The 15,493-nt window shown below is 64.3% G+C and carries 13 protein-coding genes; 2 read left to right on the forward strand and 11 right to left on the reverse strand.

The window, feature by feature from the left end:
- The 11 genes from B8115_RS18860 to B8115_RS18910 all read right to left on the reverse strand — a co-directional run bounded on the left by B8115_RS18860 (position 1) and on the right by B8115_RS18910 (position 13,575).
- On the reverse strand, positions 1-1,800 hold the full coding sequence (locus B8115_RS18860; RefSeq protein WP_010629405.1) for an IlvD/Edd family dehydratase: 1,800 nt from the start codon (positions 1,798-1,800) through the stop codon (positions 1-3).
- A 73-nt stretch (positions 1,801-1,873) separates the two neighbouring features.
- A complete protein-coding gene (locus B8115_RS18865) occupies positions 1,874-3,013 on the reverse strand; it encodes an endo-1,4-beta-xylanase (protein WP_010629406.1) in 1,140 nt (379 codons plus the stop codon).
- A 48-nt stretch (positions 3,014-3,061) separates the two neighbouring features.
- Positions 3,062-4,468: a sugar porter family MFS transporter gene (locus B8115_RS18870; protein ID WP_010629407.1), complete on the reverse strand. Its 1,407-nt coding sequence runs from the start codon at positions 4,466-4,468 to the stop codon at positions 3,062-3,064.
- Positions 4,469-4,547: 79 nt separating this feature from the next.
- Positions 4,548-5,870, reverse strand: a complete 1,323-nt coding sequence (locus B8115_RS18875) for a maltoporin (RefSeq protein ID WP_010629408.1) — start codon at positions 5,868-5,870, stop codon at positions 4,548-4,550.
- Positions 5,871-5,983: 113 nt separating this feature from the next.
- The gene (locus B8115_RS18880) at positions 5,984-6,862 is read right to left on the reverse strand and encodes an aldose 1-epimerase (RefSeq protein ID WP_010629409.1); all 879 of its coding nucleotides are present in this window, start codon (positions 6,860-6,862) and stop codon (positions 5,984-5,986) included.
- A 19-nt stretch (positions 6,863-6,881) separates the two neighbouring features.
- Complete coding sequence (locus B8115_RS18885; RefSeq protein WP_010629410.1) at positions 6,882-7,922, reverse strand: ABC transporter ATP-binding protein; 1,041 nt, start codon at positions 7,920-7,922, stop codon at positions 6,882-6,884.
- Positions 7,923-7,973: 51 nt separating this feature from the next.
- Complete coding sequence (locus tag B8115_RS18890; RefSeq protein WP_010629411.1) at positions 7,974-9,590, reverse strand: glycoside hydrolase family 43 protein; 1,617 nt, start codon at positions 9,588-9,590, stop codon at positions 7,974-7,976.
- A 5-nt stretch (positions 9,591-9,595) separates the two neighbouring features.
- Positions 9,596-10,423, reverse strand: a complete 828-nt coding sequence (locus tag B8115_RS18895; RefSeq protein WP_010629412.1) for a carbohydrate ABC transporter permease — start codon at positions 10,421-10,423, stop codon at positions 9,596-9,598.
- The gene (locus tag B8115_RS18900; RefSeq protein ID WP_010629413.1) at positions 10,420-11,352 is read right to left on the reverse strand and encodes a carbohydrate ABC transporter permease; all 933 of its coding nucleotides are present in this window, start codon (positions 11,350-11,352) and stop codon (positions 10,420-10,422) included. The genes B8115_RS18895 and B8115_RS18900 overlap by 4 nt, the downstream gene beginning before the upstream one ends.
- A gap of 89 nt (positions 11,353-11,441) precedes the next feature.
- The gene (locus tag B8115_RS18905; protein ID WP_010629414.1) at positions 11,442-12,734 is read right to left on the reverse strand and encodes an ABC transporter substrate-binding protein; all 1,293 of its coding nucleotides are present in this window, start codon (positions 12,732-12,734) and stop codon (positions 11,442-11,444) included.
- 70 nt (positions 12,735-12,804) lie between these two features.
- On the reverse strand, positions 12,805-13,575 hold the full coding sequence (locus B8115_RS18910) for an SDR family NAD(P)-dependent oxidoreductase (RefSeq protein WP_010629415.1): 771 nt from the start codon (positions 13,573-13,575) through the stop codon (positions 12,805-12,807).
- 291 nt (positions 13,576-13,866) lie between these two features.
- Here B8115_RS18910 and B8115_RS18915 point away from each other — a divergent pair, with 291 nt between their 5' ends.
- A complete protein-coding gene (locus tag B8115_RS18915) occupies positions 13,867-15,081 on the forward strand; it encodes an ROK family protein (RefSeq protein ID WP_010629416.1) in 1,215 nt (404 codons plus the stop codon).
- Positions 15,082-15,235: 154 nt separating this feature from the next.
- Positions 15,236-15,493: aldehyde dehydrogenase family protein (locus B8115_RS18920; RefSeq protein WP_010629417.1), on the forward strand; the 258-nt coding region annotated here is incomplete at its 3' end.

Below are 15,493 nucleotides of genomic sequence, written 5' to 3' on the forward strand. Positions count from 1 at the left end.
TCAATGGTTGTCCCGCGGGGGGGTGCGACGTGCCACGTCACGGTACTTGGTGGCTCCCTCCAGCGTCATGCCGCGATCCAGCGGTTCGACCAAGGTGCGCTGGATCTCCTGCCACGGCGTCTGGTGGCCGGGATAGCGGTAGCCGCCCTGGCTCTGCAGACGCTCGCGGCGCGCCTCGATCTCGGCGTCCTCGACCAGCAGGCGCACTTCGCCGCGATTCAGATCGACGCGCAGGCGATCACCGTCCTCGAGCAGCGCCAGGCCGCCGCCGGTGGCCGCCTCGGGGGCCGCGTTGAGGATCGACGGCGAACCGGAGGTACCCGACTGGCGCCCGTCGCCCAGGCACGGCAGCGACTCGATGCCACGCTTGATCAGCGCTTCGGGGGGCTGCATGTTGACCACCTCGGCGCCGCCGGGGTGGCCCACCGGACCGGCCCCGCGCATCACCAGAATGGTGCGCTCGTCGATGTCCAGGGCCGGGTCGTCGATACGCGCGTGGTAGTCCTCCGAGCCGTCGAACACCACCACCTTGCCCTCGAAGGCGTTGGGATCGTCGGGGTTGGAGAGGAAGCGCGCGCGGAAGTCGGCGGAGATCACGCTGGTCTTCATCAGCGCCGAATCGAACAGGTTGCCCTTGAGGTTGAGGAAGCCGGCATGCTCGACCAGCGGATTGTCGTAGCGGCGGATCACCTCGGGGTCGCGGGTCTCGCAGCCCGCCACGTTGTCGGCCAGCATGCGGCCATTGACGGTAAGGACTTCGCCGTGGAGCTTGCCGGTGCTGAGCAGTTCGCAGACCACCGCCGGCACGCCGCCGGCACGGTAGAATTCCTCGGAAAGGTAGGCCCCGGCGGGCATCACGTTGGCCAGCAGCGGGATGGCATGGCCCAGCGCCTGCCAGTCGTCATTGGTCAGTTCGATGCCCGAGTGACGGGCGATGGCGTTGATATGGATCGGCGCGTTGGAGGAGCCGCCCAGCGCCGAGCACACCACGATGGCATTCTCGAACGCCTGGCGGGTGAGAATGTCGCTGGGTCGCAGATCTTCCCACACCATGTCGACGATACGCGCGCCGGTGTCGTAGGCCACCATGGCGCGCTCCTTGTAGGGCGCGGGAATCATTGCCGAGCCGGGCAGGCTCATGCCCAGCGCCTCGGCCATGGAGTTCATGGTCGAAGCGGTACCCATGGTGTTGCAGTGCCCCACCGAGGGCGCCGAATCGGTGGCCCGGGCGAGGAACTCGGCGTAATCGATGTCACCCGCCGCGAGACGCTTGCGCAGCTCCCAGATGATGGTACCGGAGCCGACCCGATCAGGACCGCGCCAGCCGTTGAGCATCGGCCCACCAGAAAGCACGATGGCGGGAATGTTGACCGTGGCCGCCGCCATCAGGCTCGCCGGGGTCGTCTTGTCGCAGCCGGTGGTAAGCACCACGCCGTCGAGCGGGTAGCCGTGCAGCACCTCGACCAGGCCCAGGTAGGCCAGGTTGCGATCCAGCGCGGCGGTGGGCCGCCGCGCGTTCTCGTGGATCGGGTGTAGCGGGAACTCGAACGGCACCCCGCCGGCGGCACGAATGCCCTCCTTGACCCGCTTGACCAGCTCGATGTGGTGGCGGTTGCACGGCGTCAGGTCGGAGCCCGACTGGCAGATGCCGATGATCGGCTTGCCGCCGGCGAGCTCCTCCAGCGTGATGCCGTAGTTCATGTAGCGCTCGATGCACAGCGCCGTGGTGCCGGGCGATTCGGGGTTGTCGAACCACCAGCGCGAGCGAAGCTGGTCGGGCGTGATCTTGCGTTGGGTCATGTCAATGATCCTTAAATTGCCGGGCCGCAGCCTGGAACTCGTATGCGTGATGACAACCCTAATGCTTCAGGAATCATCCGCCCAGTGCCGCCACCGCGTGATAGGCGGGCTTGCGCCGCCGCTGGCGGTCGAACAGCAGCGGGTAGTTGGTACGCCCCCGCACCGGGAAGTCGTTCTTCCAGGACTCGGCATCGTAGGTTCCCCAGGTACTGACGCGGTCGATCTTGTCGCGATGGCGCAGAAAGAGCTCGAACATTTCGACATAGCGCTCGGTGAGCCGTGCCTCGACCTCCGCCGGCAAGCCCTCGGTGAAGGGGTCGAGCTCATCGGCATAATCGAAGTCCGTGGCAATATCAGCTCCAGTGTGCTCCCAGGCGACCGGCAGCACATCGACCTCCATCTCGGTGATGTGGATGCGCATGCCCTCAGCCGCATAGGCTTCGATACTGCGCTCGAACTCCACGAGGTCGGGAAAGTCGAGCCCCACATGCCCCTGCAGGCCGACACCCTGTATCGGTACGCCCCGCCGACGATAGTCGCGTAACACCTCGACCAGGAACTCGCGTTTCCCCGGATCGTGCATGTTGTAATCGTTGTAGAGCAATTGCGCCCTGGGGTCGATCTCGTGCGCCAGGTGAAAGGCCCTTTCCATGTAGTCAGCGCCGCCGAAGATCTCAAACCAGGGGCTGCGCCGCCAGCCCCGATCCTCATCGATCGCCTCGTTGACCACGTCCCAGATAGGCACCTGGCCCCGGTAACGCTCCATCAGGGTAGCGATATGGGTCTCCATACGGCGCTCGAGCTCGGCACGCGACACCTGCCGTCCATCGGTATGGACGAACAGATCGTCAGGCGTCTGGGAGTGCCACACCAGAGCATGGCCGACCAGCGTCATGTCCTGCTCACGCCCGAACGCCACGAAGCGGTCGGCCAGTTCCCAGTCCCATTCGCCCTGGGCTGGCTGGATCTCACCGGACTTCATGCAGTTCTCGGCGGTGATGGCATTGAACTCATGGGCGATGATGTCGAGCAACGTCTGATCGCGGGTGGCCAGCGTGCGGTTGCTGATGGCCGTGCCGATCAAGAAGTCATCCTGGAATACCTGCTTGAGCCCGGTCGTCTCGAGTGCACGCGCCATGGCCACTCCCTTGAGTTGGGCAAGACCGGCCAGGGCGACGCTGCTCTGCAGAAACCGACGTCGTGAAAGCGACATAATATTGCTCCTTTTTATTCGTCGTCATTCAGCGAGCGTTTGCCCCGCTCACTCGTAAGCCATCTCTTCGAGCTCCTTGCCCCGCGTCTCCTTGACCAGGCGCAACACGAAGAACACCGATATCACCGCGCACAGGGCGTAGAAGCCGTAGGCACCGGCCAGGCCGATCGTGGCCAGCATGATGGGAAAGGTCATGGTGATGCCGAAGTTGGCCAGCCACTGGAACAGCCCGGCGATGGCCAGGCCCGAGCCGCGCATCTGGTTAGGGAACATCTCGCCGAGCATCACCCACATCACCGGGCCCCAGGAGACGTTGAAGAAGAACACGTAGGCATTGGCCGCCAGCAGGGCGAACACACCCATGTCGTCGCCGAGGCGCAGGCGGCCATCGACCAGGGTCGCCGTGGAGAAGGCGAAGGCCATGCAGGCCAGGGTCAGGGCCATGCCCACCGAGCCCGCCCACAGCAGCGGCTTGCGCCCGATCTTGTCGATCAGGGCGATGGCGAGCAGGCAGGCGCCAATGCTTACCGCTCCCGAGATGACGTTGATCAGCAGCGCATCGGCCTCGGAGAAGCCCACCGACTGCCACAACACGGCGCCGTAGTAGAACACCACGTTGATGCCCACCAGCTGCTGGAACACGGCCAGCCCGATGCCCACCCAGACGATGCCGTGCACCTTGCCGGTGGTACGGTCGAGTACGTCGCGCAGACGCGGCTTGTGATCGCGAGCCAGGGTCGCATCGATCTCCGCCATCTTGGCGCTCACCTCGCCCTCGGGCATCACCAGGCCCAGCACGCGGCGCGCCTCACCCTGTTTACCGCTGCTGATCAGGTAGCGCGGGCTCTCGGGAATGAACAGCAGCGCCAGCAGGAACACCGCCGCCGGCAGCAGCTCGATCCAGAACATCCAGCGCCAGGTGGCGAAGCCCAGCCACAGCTCGGCCATGGCCGAGCCCGATACATGGGCCAGCACGTAGTTGCTGAGAAAGGCCACGAACAGCCCCGAGATGATCGCTACCTGCTGGATGGTAGCGAGCCGCCCGCGATAGGCGGCAGGCGCCACTTCGCTGATATAGGCCGGGGTCATCACGCTGGCCGCCCCTACCGCCATACCGCCCAGGACCCGATAGAAGACGAACTCCATGGAGCTTCCGGCAACGCCCGAGCCCCAGGCGCTGACGAGGAAGAACACCGCTGCCACGATCAGCAGCGTGCGGCGACCGAAGCGATCCGCCAGGCGTCCGGCAAAGAAGGCACCCACGGCACAGCCGAGCAGCATCGAAGCGACGTTGAAGCCGGTGCCCACACTGTCGGAACCGAAGGCGGCCTGCAGGCCGTCGACCGTGCCGTTGATGACGCCACTGTCGAAGCCGAACAAGAAGCCGCCGATGGCAGCGATACAGCAGATCATGAAGATATAGGCCGAGCGGCTCATTACCTTGCGTTCCTGCATCACACGTACTCCGCAAAAAGGGCGCCCGTGCGGGCGCCAAGGGGAGGAAACCCCGCGATGAAGGGTGTCCTGGTGCGCGTTACCACCACACGTCCATCTGGAGGCCAAAGGTCACACCGTCGCTGTCGTCGATGTTGATGGCGTCGCCCGCCGCGCCCGCATCGATGGAGCGGCTGGTACGATCCGCCAGGAAAGCGTCGCCGTTCCAGTCTGCATAGGTGACGAAAGCGCGAATCACCGGTCGCGCGAAACCACCCACGCCTGCCGACCACTGCTGCGCCAGGGTGGCCTTGGTCAAGCGGCGGCTGGGATCGCCGTTCTCGGGATCGACGTAGTCATGGCCTATCTCCACAGCCGTGCTGAGATTGCCGGTCCAGTAGTAGGTCGGGCGAACGCCGACCGACATCCAGGTGGCCCCGGAGTCGTCGTCGAAACGCTTCTCCTCATAGATGGCGGCATACAGCAAGTCGAACCTGTCGGGCGCGAGCCAGACGTTGCCGTGATTGATCACGCGCCACATCTCGCCACCGGGCACGTCCGGAGAGACCCCGGCATTCATGCGCCCCTGGCCGGTGCCGGCGTTGATGATGCCGTCGGTGGCATACTGCAGCGCCAGCTTGTTGGTGCCGCCGAACCAATTGCTCTGCTCATGCTGCAGGGTCACCATGTGGCCCCGCTTGGCCTCGCTGCCCTGGTAATACGCCTCCTGGGCTTCGCTGAGCTGGGCGCGACCGTAGTTGTAGCCCAGCACCAGGCTGCCGCCGGGATTGACGGGAATGTCCGACCAGCGGATGTCCAGGGTGTCGTTGGAGATACGGTTGTCGGCATCGGGATATTCCGTGTCGTCGGTGCCGGTGGCGCGCATCCACGCCAAATGCAGCCTGCCGGTACCCACGTCGATGTTCTCGATACCGCCACCGGGGCCGGTGGAGTCCCAGTAGAAGAAGTCGTTGATGTGTATGTCGTGGCGGCGGTAGAAGCGCTTACCCGCCCACAGGGTGGCGCCGGGCAAGGCGTCGACCACGTTGTTGCCCTGCACGTACAGCTGCCGGAGGGAGACCTCGGTATCCTCGGAGTCGTTCAGCTGATTCGTGAAGTACCCCACCATGCTGTTGAAATAGAACGACCTGTCGCCCTCTTCGAACAGAGTGGCACCCAGGCCCAGCTCGGCATAGGTCTCACACTCGTTGCCCAGGCGATACTTGGCTCCCGCGCCGCTGGCTCGAAAGCAGGCCTGGTCGCCGCCGCCTGCGGTGTTGCCGACGCCGGACCGAGCATAGCCGGTGAAATCAATGCCTGAGATAAAGTCTTCCTGAGCCTGGGCGGTGCCTAAAGCAAGGCAGCCAAGCCCGATTAGCCCCAGACGGGCCAGGGAGTATGCTGAGTGTCGTGGCGTTTTCATTGTTGTGCTCCTCGAGAATGATTGCATCGGTATGGCTTGTTATTGGTAATTTCTTTGAACTAAGTGGTCGGAATGTGACGGTAGATAGCTCCTTGATATCGATAGGGGTGGATTTAGCTGGCGCGGCAGCGGAAACGGCAGCGCATCGAAAGAGACTCCCCGGTGCACAGCTCAACTATCCCTTGGCGCTGCGGATCGCTACGGCGGTGCGCGTCAACCTCGTGGGAAACCGGCTCGAAGCAGAAGAAATCCGCCTGCTCGCCCGGCGAGAACACCAGGTAGCGCGAGGTATCGGCACACACCTCGAGCGTCACGCCGCGCTCGGGCCAATGCAGCTCGGCACGGCCATTCCAACCGGTGAAGAGGTTGTCGATCCTGCCGCTCGGCAGCCTCTTGCCTCGCGAGAAATTCCAGCTCTCGATCGCTTCGAGCCGGTGCCACTCGGTGGGTAACTGGTCGGCGTCGACCTCCCACACGCCCTCGGCGATAGCCTCGAGACGTACCTCGGCGCTGCGCGGGAACCAGGGATGCAGGCCCAGGCCATAGGGAGCCGGTGTTTCTCCCAGATGGGTCACGGCGAGGGTCACCTCGAGGGTGTCATCCACCAGGCGATAAGTGAGCTCCGCCCGGTAATCGAACGGCGGCTGCTCATACGAGCGCAGCGTCAGGCGCAGTTCGTGCTGTGCTTGCCACTCCACCCGCCATGCCCTCTGCCAGCCGTCGCCGTGGATCGGCAGGGATTCACCTTCCAGATTGGCCGCTAGCGGGTAGTAGTGACCCTGCCAGGTGAAGCCGCCCCCGCCGATACGGTTGGACCACGGCACCAGCGGATACATGGCCAGCCGGTTGGGGTCGCGCTCGGTGTCGCTGCCCGGGCGCATCAGCGGCTCGGGGCCGTGCTCGGTGAGCCTGTCGTAGCGCACCACGGAGCCGCCGACCAGCGGGTTGACCACCAGCCGCAGCCTGCCGTTGTCGAGAGTGATCGTCGTCATTGCACTACTCTCTCCCGGCTCAAGCCATGCTGGCCCGAGGCCTGGCCAGGGCCTCGTCCGGCAGTCGTCGCCCATCGAGGCCAAAAGCGTGCAGCAGCTCGTAACGCGGCGTCAGGTAGAGAATGTCACCGCTGCGCACCTCGGCATCGCCGGGTAGACGTACGGTGAGCGGGCCGGTGGCATCGCTGTCGACATAGGCAAAGGCGTCGGCACCGAGCATCTCGACCACCCTCACCCTGGTGCGCCACTCCCCCGCTTCGCGGCTCACCTCGAGGTGTTCCGGGCGAATGCCCAGCGTGGTGGCGCCATGGGCCTTGGCCACGTCGCCTTCGATCAGATTCATCTTCGGCGAGCCGATGAAGCCGGCCACGAACAGCGTCTCGGGCCGCTGGTAGAGATTCATCGGCGTGCCGACCTGTTCGATCTGCCCGGCGTTCATCACCACGATGCAGTCGGCCAGGGTCATCGCCTCGACCTGATCGTGGGTGACGTAGATCATGGTAGCGTCGAGCCGCTGGTGCAGCTCGGCCAGCTCCACGCGCATGCGATTGCGCAGCGCCGCATCGAGGTTGGAGAGCGGTTCGTCGAACAGGAATACCCCGGGGTTGCGCACGATGGCGCGACCAATGGCCACGCGCTGGCGCTGGCCGCCGGAGAGCTCGGCCGGCTTGCGCTCGAGCAGCTCTTCCAGGTTGAGCAGACGCGCCGCTTCGGCCACCTTTGCCTTGCGCTCCTCGGCGGGCACCTTGGCCAGGCGCATGCCGAAGTCGATGTTGCGCGCCACCGTCATGTGCGGATAGAGCGCATAGGACTGGAACACCATGGCGATGTTGCGCTCGCTGGGCTCGGCGGTGGTGACATCGCGCCCGCCGATGGAAATCGCGCCGCGGGTCACCGTTTCGAGCCCGGCGATCATGCGCAGCAGGGTCGACTTGCCGCAGCCGGAGGGACCCACCAGCACGGTGAAGGAGCCGTCCTCGATGCGCAGGTTGAGGTTGGGGATCACCGTGGTCTTGCCACGGAAGGTCTTCTCGATGTCGACCAATGTTACGTCAGCCATAGCGTGCTCTCATCTTGGCGCCTGTTGTGTTTGGTTATGGCGTAATCAGGTTCAACGGGTGTTGCGGCGATAGCGGAACCCGGCGAAGTCGGCCGGCGTGGCGCGTCCGCTGATATCGTGCGCCGCCATACCCAGGAAGTTGCCGGTGAAGTAGCCGTGGGCGCGGCCGCTGCCTTCGTCGGAGAGCAAACCGGCGTCCAGCACCGGGCCGATCGGTCGCCACTCGGCGCTGCCCTGGGCGAAGCGGAACTGCAGCTCGCGCTCGCGAATGTCGAGGCCGAGGCGCACCGGCAGGCCGGGCTCGAGCACTAGGCCGGGCTCGGCGATGTCGAGCTGCCCGCTGGGCCACTCGTCGTGGCAGCTCATCACGCTGAGCACCTTGTCACCCTCGTCGTTCAGGCTCACCGCGAGATAGTGGAACTTGAAGCGGTTGTAGTAGGCGATCAGCCCGGCGAACTGCTGGATGTCGTCGGGCTCGAACTCAAGCTCGGTCTCGGCGCTGCAGTGCCAGCCGTCCTGGCGCCTTGCCACCAGCGCCTGCTCGAACCAGGAGCCCACCGATTCGCGGCCGAACAGGCGCAGGTAGCCGGGCCGCGCGTCGAGAGAGAAGAGCCGCTCGGGCTCGGGTGTACGCAGCCACTGGAACGCCGCCGGCAGCTCACCGGACGCGAAGGTGTAGCGCTCCTCCTCGGCCGGGGCCTGCTGCGTCACACCATTCTTGTCACCAGAGATGGCCACCTCCAGCGCCGGGACGTTGCCACCATGAGCCAGGCGCAGCCAGCCGTCCTCTCCCCACTCGACCTTCTGGATCGCCGTCTCGCGCCCCAGCGGCGAACGCCGCGTGCCGGGCAGCGGGCGGCTGCACAGATGCACCATCCAGGTCTCGCCGGCTGGCGTTTCCACCAGATCGGCGTGGCCGGCGCGCTGCAGCGGATTGTCTGGATCCTGGCGTGTGGTCAGCACCGGATTGTCCGGGTGTACCTCATAGGGGCCGGCGATCTCTCGCGAGCGCGCCATGGTCACGGCGTGGTCGTAGCCGGTACCACCCTCGGCCACCAGCAGGTGGTACCAGCCGTCGCGGCGATAGAGGTGCGGCCCCTCGGTGAGCTTCATGCCGGTGCCAGCAAAGATGTTGCGGATCGGACCGACCAACTGCCTACGCTCGACGTCGTACTCCTGTAGCAGGATGCCGCCGAAACGGTCGCCGCCCTCGCGCTGACGATAGTCCCACTTGAGGTTGACCAGCCACTTGCGGCCGTCGTCGTCGTGGAACAGCGAGGGGTCGAAGCCGCTGGAGTTGAGATATACCGGGTCGCTCCAGGGCCCCTCGATGGCGGGCGCGGTGACCAGGTAGTTGTGGCCGTCCTTGAAGTTGCCCTCGTAGCGCTTCATGTCGGTGTAGATCAGCCAGAACAGGCCGTCGGCATGGGACAGGCAAGGCGCCCAAATGCCGCAGGAATCGGGATTGCCGCGCATGTCGAGCTGGGCGGCCCGGGCCAACGGCCGGCTCACCAACCGCCAGTTGGCCATATCTCGCGAATGGTGGATCTGCACCCCCGGGTACCACTCGAAGGTGGAGGTGGCAATGTAGTAGTCCTCGCCCACCCGGCAGATCGAGGGATCGGGGTTGAAGCCAGGAAGAATCGGATTGCGGATGGTATCGGTCATCGGTGTCATCCCTTGACGGAGCCGCCGGTCAGCCCGGCCACGATGTATTTCTGCGCGGCGAGAAAGAAAATCACCGCCGGCGTGATGGTCAGCGTCACGAACGCCAGGATCATGTTCCACTGGGTCAGGTACTCGCCCTGGAACTGCATCATGCCCAGCGGCCAGGTGTAGATGGAGCGGTCGTTGAGCACCACCAGCGGCAGCAGGAAGTTGTTCCAGCTCTGCACGAAGACGAACACCCCCACGGTGGCCAGGATCGGCGTCGACAGCGGCAGGGTGAACGACCAGAAGAAGCGCAGGTAGCTGCAGCCGTCGACGTAGGCGGCCTCGAACAGCTCCTTGGGCAGCTGATCGAAGAACGCCTTGAACAGCAGGATCGCCAGCGACAGGCCGAAGGCGGTCTGCGGCAGGATCACCGCCCAGTAGGTATCCAGCAGACCCAGGTCGCGCACCTTGATGAACAACGGCAGAATCGCCGCGGCGAAGGGGAACATCAGTCCCAGCAGCAGATAGGAGTGGATCATCCGCGAGCCGAAGAAGCGGATCTGCGAGAACACGTAGGCCGCCGCCGCACCCACCACCAGGGTCAGCAGCACCGTCATCGACGAGATGAAGAACGAGTTGCCCATGTAGCGCCAGAAGTTGCCGTCGAGGAAGATCGCGACGTAGTTCTGCGGATTCCAGGCGTCAGGCAGCCACAGCGGATTGGTGCGCAGTTCGGCGTTGGTCTTGAAGCCACCGAAGAAGGACGCCAGCAGCGGGCCGATGACCAGGCTGGCCACCAGGATCAATACGATCACGCGCAGGGTGTTGCGGAAGGTCGCGCTGTTCATGGGCGCTCCTCCTTCGCCGTGGCGCGCTGGTAGAACAGCGCAATGCCGATGGCGAGCACGAACAACACCACGGCGGCGGCACTACCGAAGCCGATGTTGAGCCGAGACAGGCCGAAGGTGTATAGATAGGTGACGATGGTATGGGTCGAGTTGGATGGCCCGCCGTTGGTCATCGGGATGATGATGTCGAAGATCTGCAGCGAACCGATGATGGCGAAGAAGCCGCTCACCACGATGGCGTGCTTGATCATGGGAATCTGTACGAACAGTGCCACCTGGCGCGGCTTGGCCCCCTCGAGCTTGGCCGCCTCGATCAGGTCCTTGGGCACGCTCTGCAGCGCGGCGATATAGATCATCATGTGGAAGCCGAAGTACTTCCACACGATGACCGTCATGATCGCCGGAAAAGCCCACTGACGGTCGGCCAGCACATAGACCGACTCCTGCCCCAGGGTCTGGAACATGAGGGCGGTGATGCCGTAGTCGCCGTCGAAGACGAAGCTCCAGATCAACCCGGCGGCCACTTCGGCAAGAATGTAGGGTAGGAAGAACACCAGCCGGAATAACGTGTTGGTCGGTGTCTTGCGATACACCAGCAGCGCCAGGCCAAGCGCCAGCGGCATCTGGATGATCAAGGAGACGAGGATCAGCTTGGCGGTATTCCATAGCGCAGTGTGGAACACCGAGTGGTCGAGCAGGCGCTCGTAGTTCTGGGTGCCGACGAAGTTGGTCGGCGTGCCGTAGCCGTTCCAGGAGAAGGCGCTGTAATAGGCCGCGTCGGCCAGCGGCAGGATGACGAACAACGAGAACAGGATCAGCGCCGGCGGCAGCAGGATCAGCACGGCGGTGAACTTGCCGTTGGCCAGCCCCTGCCGCAGACGATCGGCGTTGCTTCTCCTGTGCACGGCAGGTCGGGTCAGGGTACTCATGACGGATTCCCTTCGGAGAACGGGGCCCGGCGCGGCGTGAGCGCGGCACCGGGCATGCTCAGAGATCGTGGATGCGTCCGACGAACGGCTCAGCGGAACATCCAGGCCTCTTCGACCTGGGCAGCCGCCTCCTCGGGCGTGATCTCGCCCAGAGCCAGGTCGCCGCTGATATCGTTCACCGTGGCGCCGACGGAAGTGCCCAGCGCCTGGTCGAGGAACACCTGGTGGAAGTTCGACTCGCTGAGGATCTGCGCCACCTTGCGCGCATAGGGCGTGTCGAGCTCCTCCTCGGAGCCGTGCGCCACCGGCACGAAGATGCCGAGCCGCGCCGCCTCGCGCTGGTTCTCCTCGTTGAGCAGGAAGCGCAGGAAGTCCACCGCCTCGTCGGAGGCATCGCGGGTCACGGCAAAGCCGTTCATGCCGCCGAAGCTGTCATCGTTGCCGGCACCATCGTCCACTCGGGGAAAACGAATGAACTCGAGATCCTCGTCGGGCACGCCCTCGCCCGTCATCGAGCGCTCCTTGGAGGGAATGTAGTCCCAGTCGCCCATCAGGTGCAGGGCCGCCTCACCATCGCCGAACATGGCGCTGGCGCGCTCGTAGGAGGTCGCCATGAAACCCGACTGAAAGGGATTGAGCTCGACGAAGGACTGCAGCAGTTCGCCGGCGCGCACGAAGGGCTCACCCTCGAAGCCGCCGTTCTCGCCCTCACTGGCCGCCTCGATGCCCTCGCCGCCGGCCAGGCGCGTAGCCAGGTAACCCCAGTAGAAGTGCATCGGCCAGCCATCCTGGCCACCCACCACTGCAGGGGTGATGCCGCTTTCGCGCAGGGCGACCACCGCCTCCTGCAGGTCCTCCCAGGTCTCGATGGCTTCGATGTCGACGCCGGCCTGTTCGGTCAGTGCGGTGTTGGCCCAGAAGCCCACCACGGTAGCGTAGAGCGGCGCACCGTAGACCCGATCGTCCAGCGTGAAGGCGCGTACGGCCGACTCGGGATATAGATCCTGCCAACCGTCCTGCATCTCCTCGGTGAGGTCGCGCACGAAGCCGGCCTCGACCTGATCGCGCAGCCCCTCGCCACCCCAGCTGTAGAAAATGTCGGGGCGCTGGTTGGACTGCAGAAGTGTCGGTAGGCGCGTCTTGTAGGCCTCGTTGGCGATGTACTCGAAAACCACGTTGACGCCCGGATTCTGTGCCTCGTACTCGGCAATGATGTTGTCGTAATAGCGTTTTTCGACGTCACTGATCTCGACTCTCAGCACGCGTACGGTGGTATCGGCTGCCGCAGCGAATGCAGCCAGACCCGAAGTGAGCGCAACGGCAGCGGCCAGCCAGCGCTTACCGCGCATCGACTGTGCCGAGCGTTGTCCTGAAATGTGCATGGCGAGCTCCTTGTCTTGTTGTAAGCGCATGTTGCACCTCTTGTTTTGAGAAAATCATTGCAATGAAAAATCAGCCCCAGCCGCCATCCACGGCTATCTCCTGGCCCGTTATCGCGACGCTATCGGCGCTGGCCAGGAACAGGACGGTAGGGGCGATGTGCCTAGGCTCGAGCCGTAGCTTCAAGCACTGATGGGCCTGGATCGATGCCTCCTCTTCGGGGCCGATCCACTTCTGCAGCTGACGCTCGGTCAGGATCGAGCCGGGCACCAGCGTGTTGACGCGGATACCGTAGCGTCCCAGGTCGCGCGCCAGGCTGCGGGTCAGGCCATGCACCGCCGCCTTGGCGGTGACGTAGGTCGACAGCTCGGGGATGGCCATCTGTACGCTGATCGAGCCGAAGTTGATGATCGCGCCGCCGCCGGCCTCGATCATCTGGTGCGCCGCTGCCTGGGCAGCAAAGAACATCGGCCGCAGATTGAGCGACATGCGCTCGTCCCAATAGGCAACGTCGACCTCTTGCCAGGTATGGCGATCGTCGTTGGCAGCGTTGTTGACCAGGGTATGGATGGGCCCAAGCTCGCGACCGACCTCGGCAATGGCCGTTTGCAGGGCCGCGACGTCACGTATGTCGCAGTGACGATAGTGCGGCGCCTGGCCGGTCTCTGCCTTGAGCCGCTCCACCAGCGCCTGGCTGGCGGCATCATCGATATCGACGAAAGCAACACGAGCCCCCTGTCGGTGAAAGGCCCGGGTCAGCTCTGCGCCAATGCCGCTACCGCCGCCAGTAATGAAAACCACCCGCTGTTCGAGGCTGGGGTAACGCGCCGCGTCGTTGCTCATGCTCTCTCCACTTAGTTTTTTCTATTTACTAAGCGGAGAGTGGACACCCTAGGCTGGATCAGCAATGCGACGTTAGTCGACAATCGGTGTTTATTTATCTAAATCAGATAGATTGCCGCAGAATGCGGTATTGGATAGCCCTTGCCGAGCATGGCCGATGCATTTCAATTCGTTTATTCTTGGAACCAACCAGCCTATCGCATCGCACCAAGACGCACATCGGTACACTACGCATGGGCTTCGCTTCATCCGCTTTTCCGCTGCGCGCGGACCGCAGGGCCTCCTTACTCTATGTCTACCAGCAATCAGCAGCACAAGGCGGGCGATCTCCACTTCCTCAAGCGGCTCAACCGCAGCGCCATTCTCGAACTCGTGCGTCGTACCCCCGGCCTCACTCGTGCCGACATCGCCACCCAGGCGCAGTTGACCAAGGCCACCGTGGGCGCCGGCGTGCAATCCTTGCTGAATCAAGGTTGGTTGCGGGAAGGGGAACTGCAGAAGAGCAGCGGCGGTCGCCCGGGTCGTGCCCTGCACCTCAACGAAGAGCAGCACGTCCTGCTCGGCGCAGAGGTTGGCGTACATGGTCTACGTCTGGTGGCCTGTACGCTGGCGGGCCAGGTGCTGGTTTCACACCACGAGCACCTCGTTCCCACCACGCCCGAAGTCACTGCCGAGCTGCTTGGGGAGCTGTTGCACGCGCTGATGCAAGACGCCCGGATCAAGAATCGCCGTTGTCTGGGCCTCGGCATTGCCCTGCCCGGCCCTATCGCACCCAACAAACCGGTACTGCGGCTCGCTCCCAACCTGGGCTGGCGAGACGTGCGTTTCCTCGAGCTGCTTCGTCCCCACCTGCCCCACCTGGAGGGCACCTGGCTGATGGACAACGAAGCGAAGTCGGCCGCCTTCGGCGAACTCTACTTCCGTACCGGCAACATTCCCGAGTCGCTGGTTTACGTCAGCGCCGGCACCGGCATCGGCAGCGGCATGGTGGAAGGCAGCCATCTACCGCTGGTCACTCGCGGCATCCAGGGTCTGGCCGGCGAGATCGGCCATACCGTCCTGCAACCTGGGGGGCTCTATTGCCACTGTGGCAATCGCGGCTGTGCCGAAACCCTGGTCAGTGGCTGGTCGATCCGCGCCGCCCTGGGTATTGCGGAAGAGGAAGACCTGATCGAGAGCTTGCTGCCAAGGCTGGATGAGCCCGACGTGCAGGTCACGCTGCGCCGAGCAGGCGAAGCGTTGGGGGTCCTGCTGCTCAATCTCCACCACACTCAGAACCCCTCCGAAATCGTGCTGGGCGGTTCCCTCACCCAGTTGGGTGCGCCTCTGCTCGGCCCTGCCCTCGACTTCTTCAAGGCCAACCAGAACCGACTGCTCGGCACCACTCAGCAGGTGCCGCTGCGGGTAGTCAAGGACTCCACCTTCATCGCCGCCAGAGGCGCCGCCGCCCAGGTTCTGGCCAGTATCATTCATGGTCCAAGCGATCTGGGCGACACCTTTTTCTGATTCACCCACCAGCGCTTGCGACCAAAGTCGATGCCAACAACTAAGTTAAAAGATTGAACTTAGTCGCTTCATCACCCACGATGAAACTGGACACACCTAGCCGTGCATCCGTCGGACCGAATCCATCATCGATGACAACCGCAGGAGCCCAATCATGTCCCTGGAAGGCAAGATGCTGATCGGCCGTGAAGCCGTCAGCGGCAGTTCCACGCCCATTCACGCCGTCGACCCCGCCACCGGCGAGCGGCTGGCGCCCGCCTACGCCGGTGGCACCCACGCCGAGGTGGCGCGCGCCTGCGAACTCGCCGAGGCGGCGTTCGGTGTCTATCGCGAGACGACCCTCGAAGCACGCGCCGCCTTTCTCGAAAGCGTGGCCGGCGAGATCGAGGCCATCGGCGACGAGCTGATCGAG

Origin of the sequence: Halomonas sp. KM-1 (assembly GCF_000246875.1) — a bacterium.
Taxonomy (GTDB): domain Bacteria; phylum Pseudomonadota; class Gammaproteobacteria; order Pseudomonadales; family Halomonadaceae; genus Halomonas; species Halomonas aerodenitrificans.

Bases quoted from the DNA above. Each gene is read 5' to 3' on its own strand.
- B8115_RS18900 (WP_010629413.1), bottom strand. From the start codon at position 11,352: ATGAGTACCCTGACCCGACCTGCCGTGCACAGGAGAAGCAACGCCGAT.
- B8115_RS18915 (WP_010629416.1), top strand. From the start codon at position 13,867: ATGTCTACCAGCAATCAGCAGCACAAGGCGGGCGATCTCCACTTCCTC.
- B8115_RS18890 (WP_010629411.1), bottom strand. From the start codon at position 9,590: ATGACCGATACCATCCGCAATCCGATTCTTCCTGGCTTCAACCCCGAT.
- B8115_RS18860 (WP_010629405.1), bottom strand. From the start codon at position 1,800: ATGACCCAACGCAAGATCACGCCCGACCAGCTTCGCTCGCGCTGGTGG.
- B8115_RS18875 (WP_010629408.1), bottom strand. From the start codon at position 5,870: ATGAAAACGCCACGACACTCAGCATACTCCCTGGCCCGTCTGGGGCTA.
- B8115_RS18870 (WP_010629407.1), bottom strand. From the start codon at position 4,468: ATGCAGGAACGCAAGGTAATGAGCCGCTCGGCCTATATCTTCATGATC.
- B8115_RS18885 (WP_010629410.1), bottom strand. From the start codon at position 7,922: ATGGCTGACGTAACATTGGTCGACATCGAGAAGACCTTCCGTGGCAAG.
- B8115_RS18865 (WP_010629406.1), bottom strand. From the start codon at position 3,013: ATGTCGCTTTCACGACGTCGGTTTCTGCAGAGCAGCGTCGCCCTGGCC.
- B8115_RS18880 (WP_010629409.1), bottom strand. From the start codon at position 6,862: ATGACGACGATCACTCTCGACAACGGCAGGCTGCGGCTGGTGGTCAAC.
- B8115_RS18910 (WP_010629415.1), bottom strand. From the start codon at position 13,575: ATGAGCAACGACGCGGCGCGTTACCCCAGCCTCGAACAGCGGGTGGTT.
- B8115_RS18905 (WP_010629414.1), bottom strand. From the start codon at position 12,734: ATGCACATTTCAGGACAACGCTCGGCACAGTCGATGCGCGGTAAGCGC.
- B8115_RS18895 (WP_010629412.1), bottom strand. From the start codon at position 10,423: ATGAACAGCGCGACCTTCCGCAACACCCTGCGCGTGATCGTATTGATC.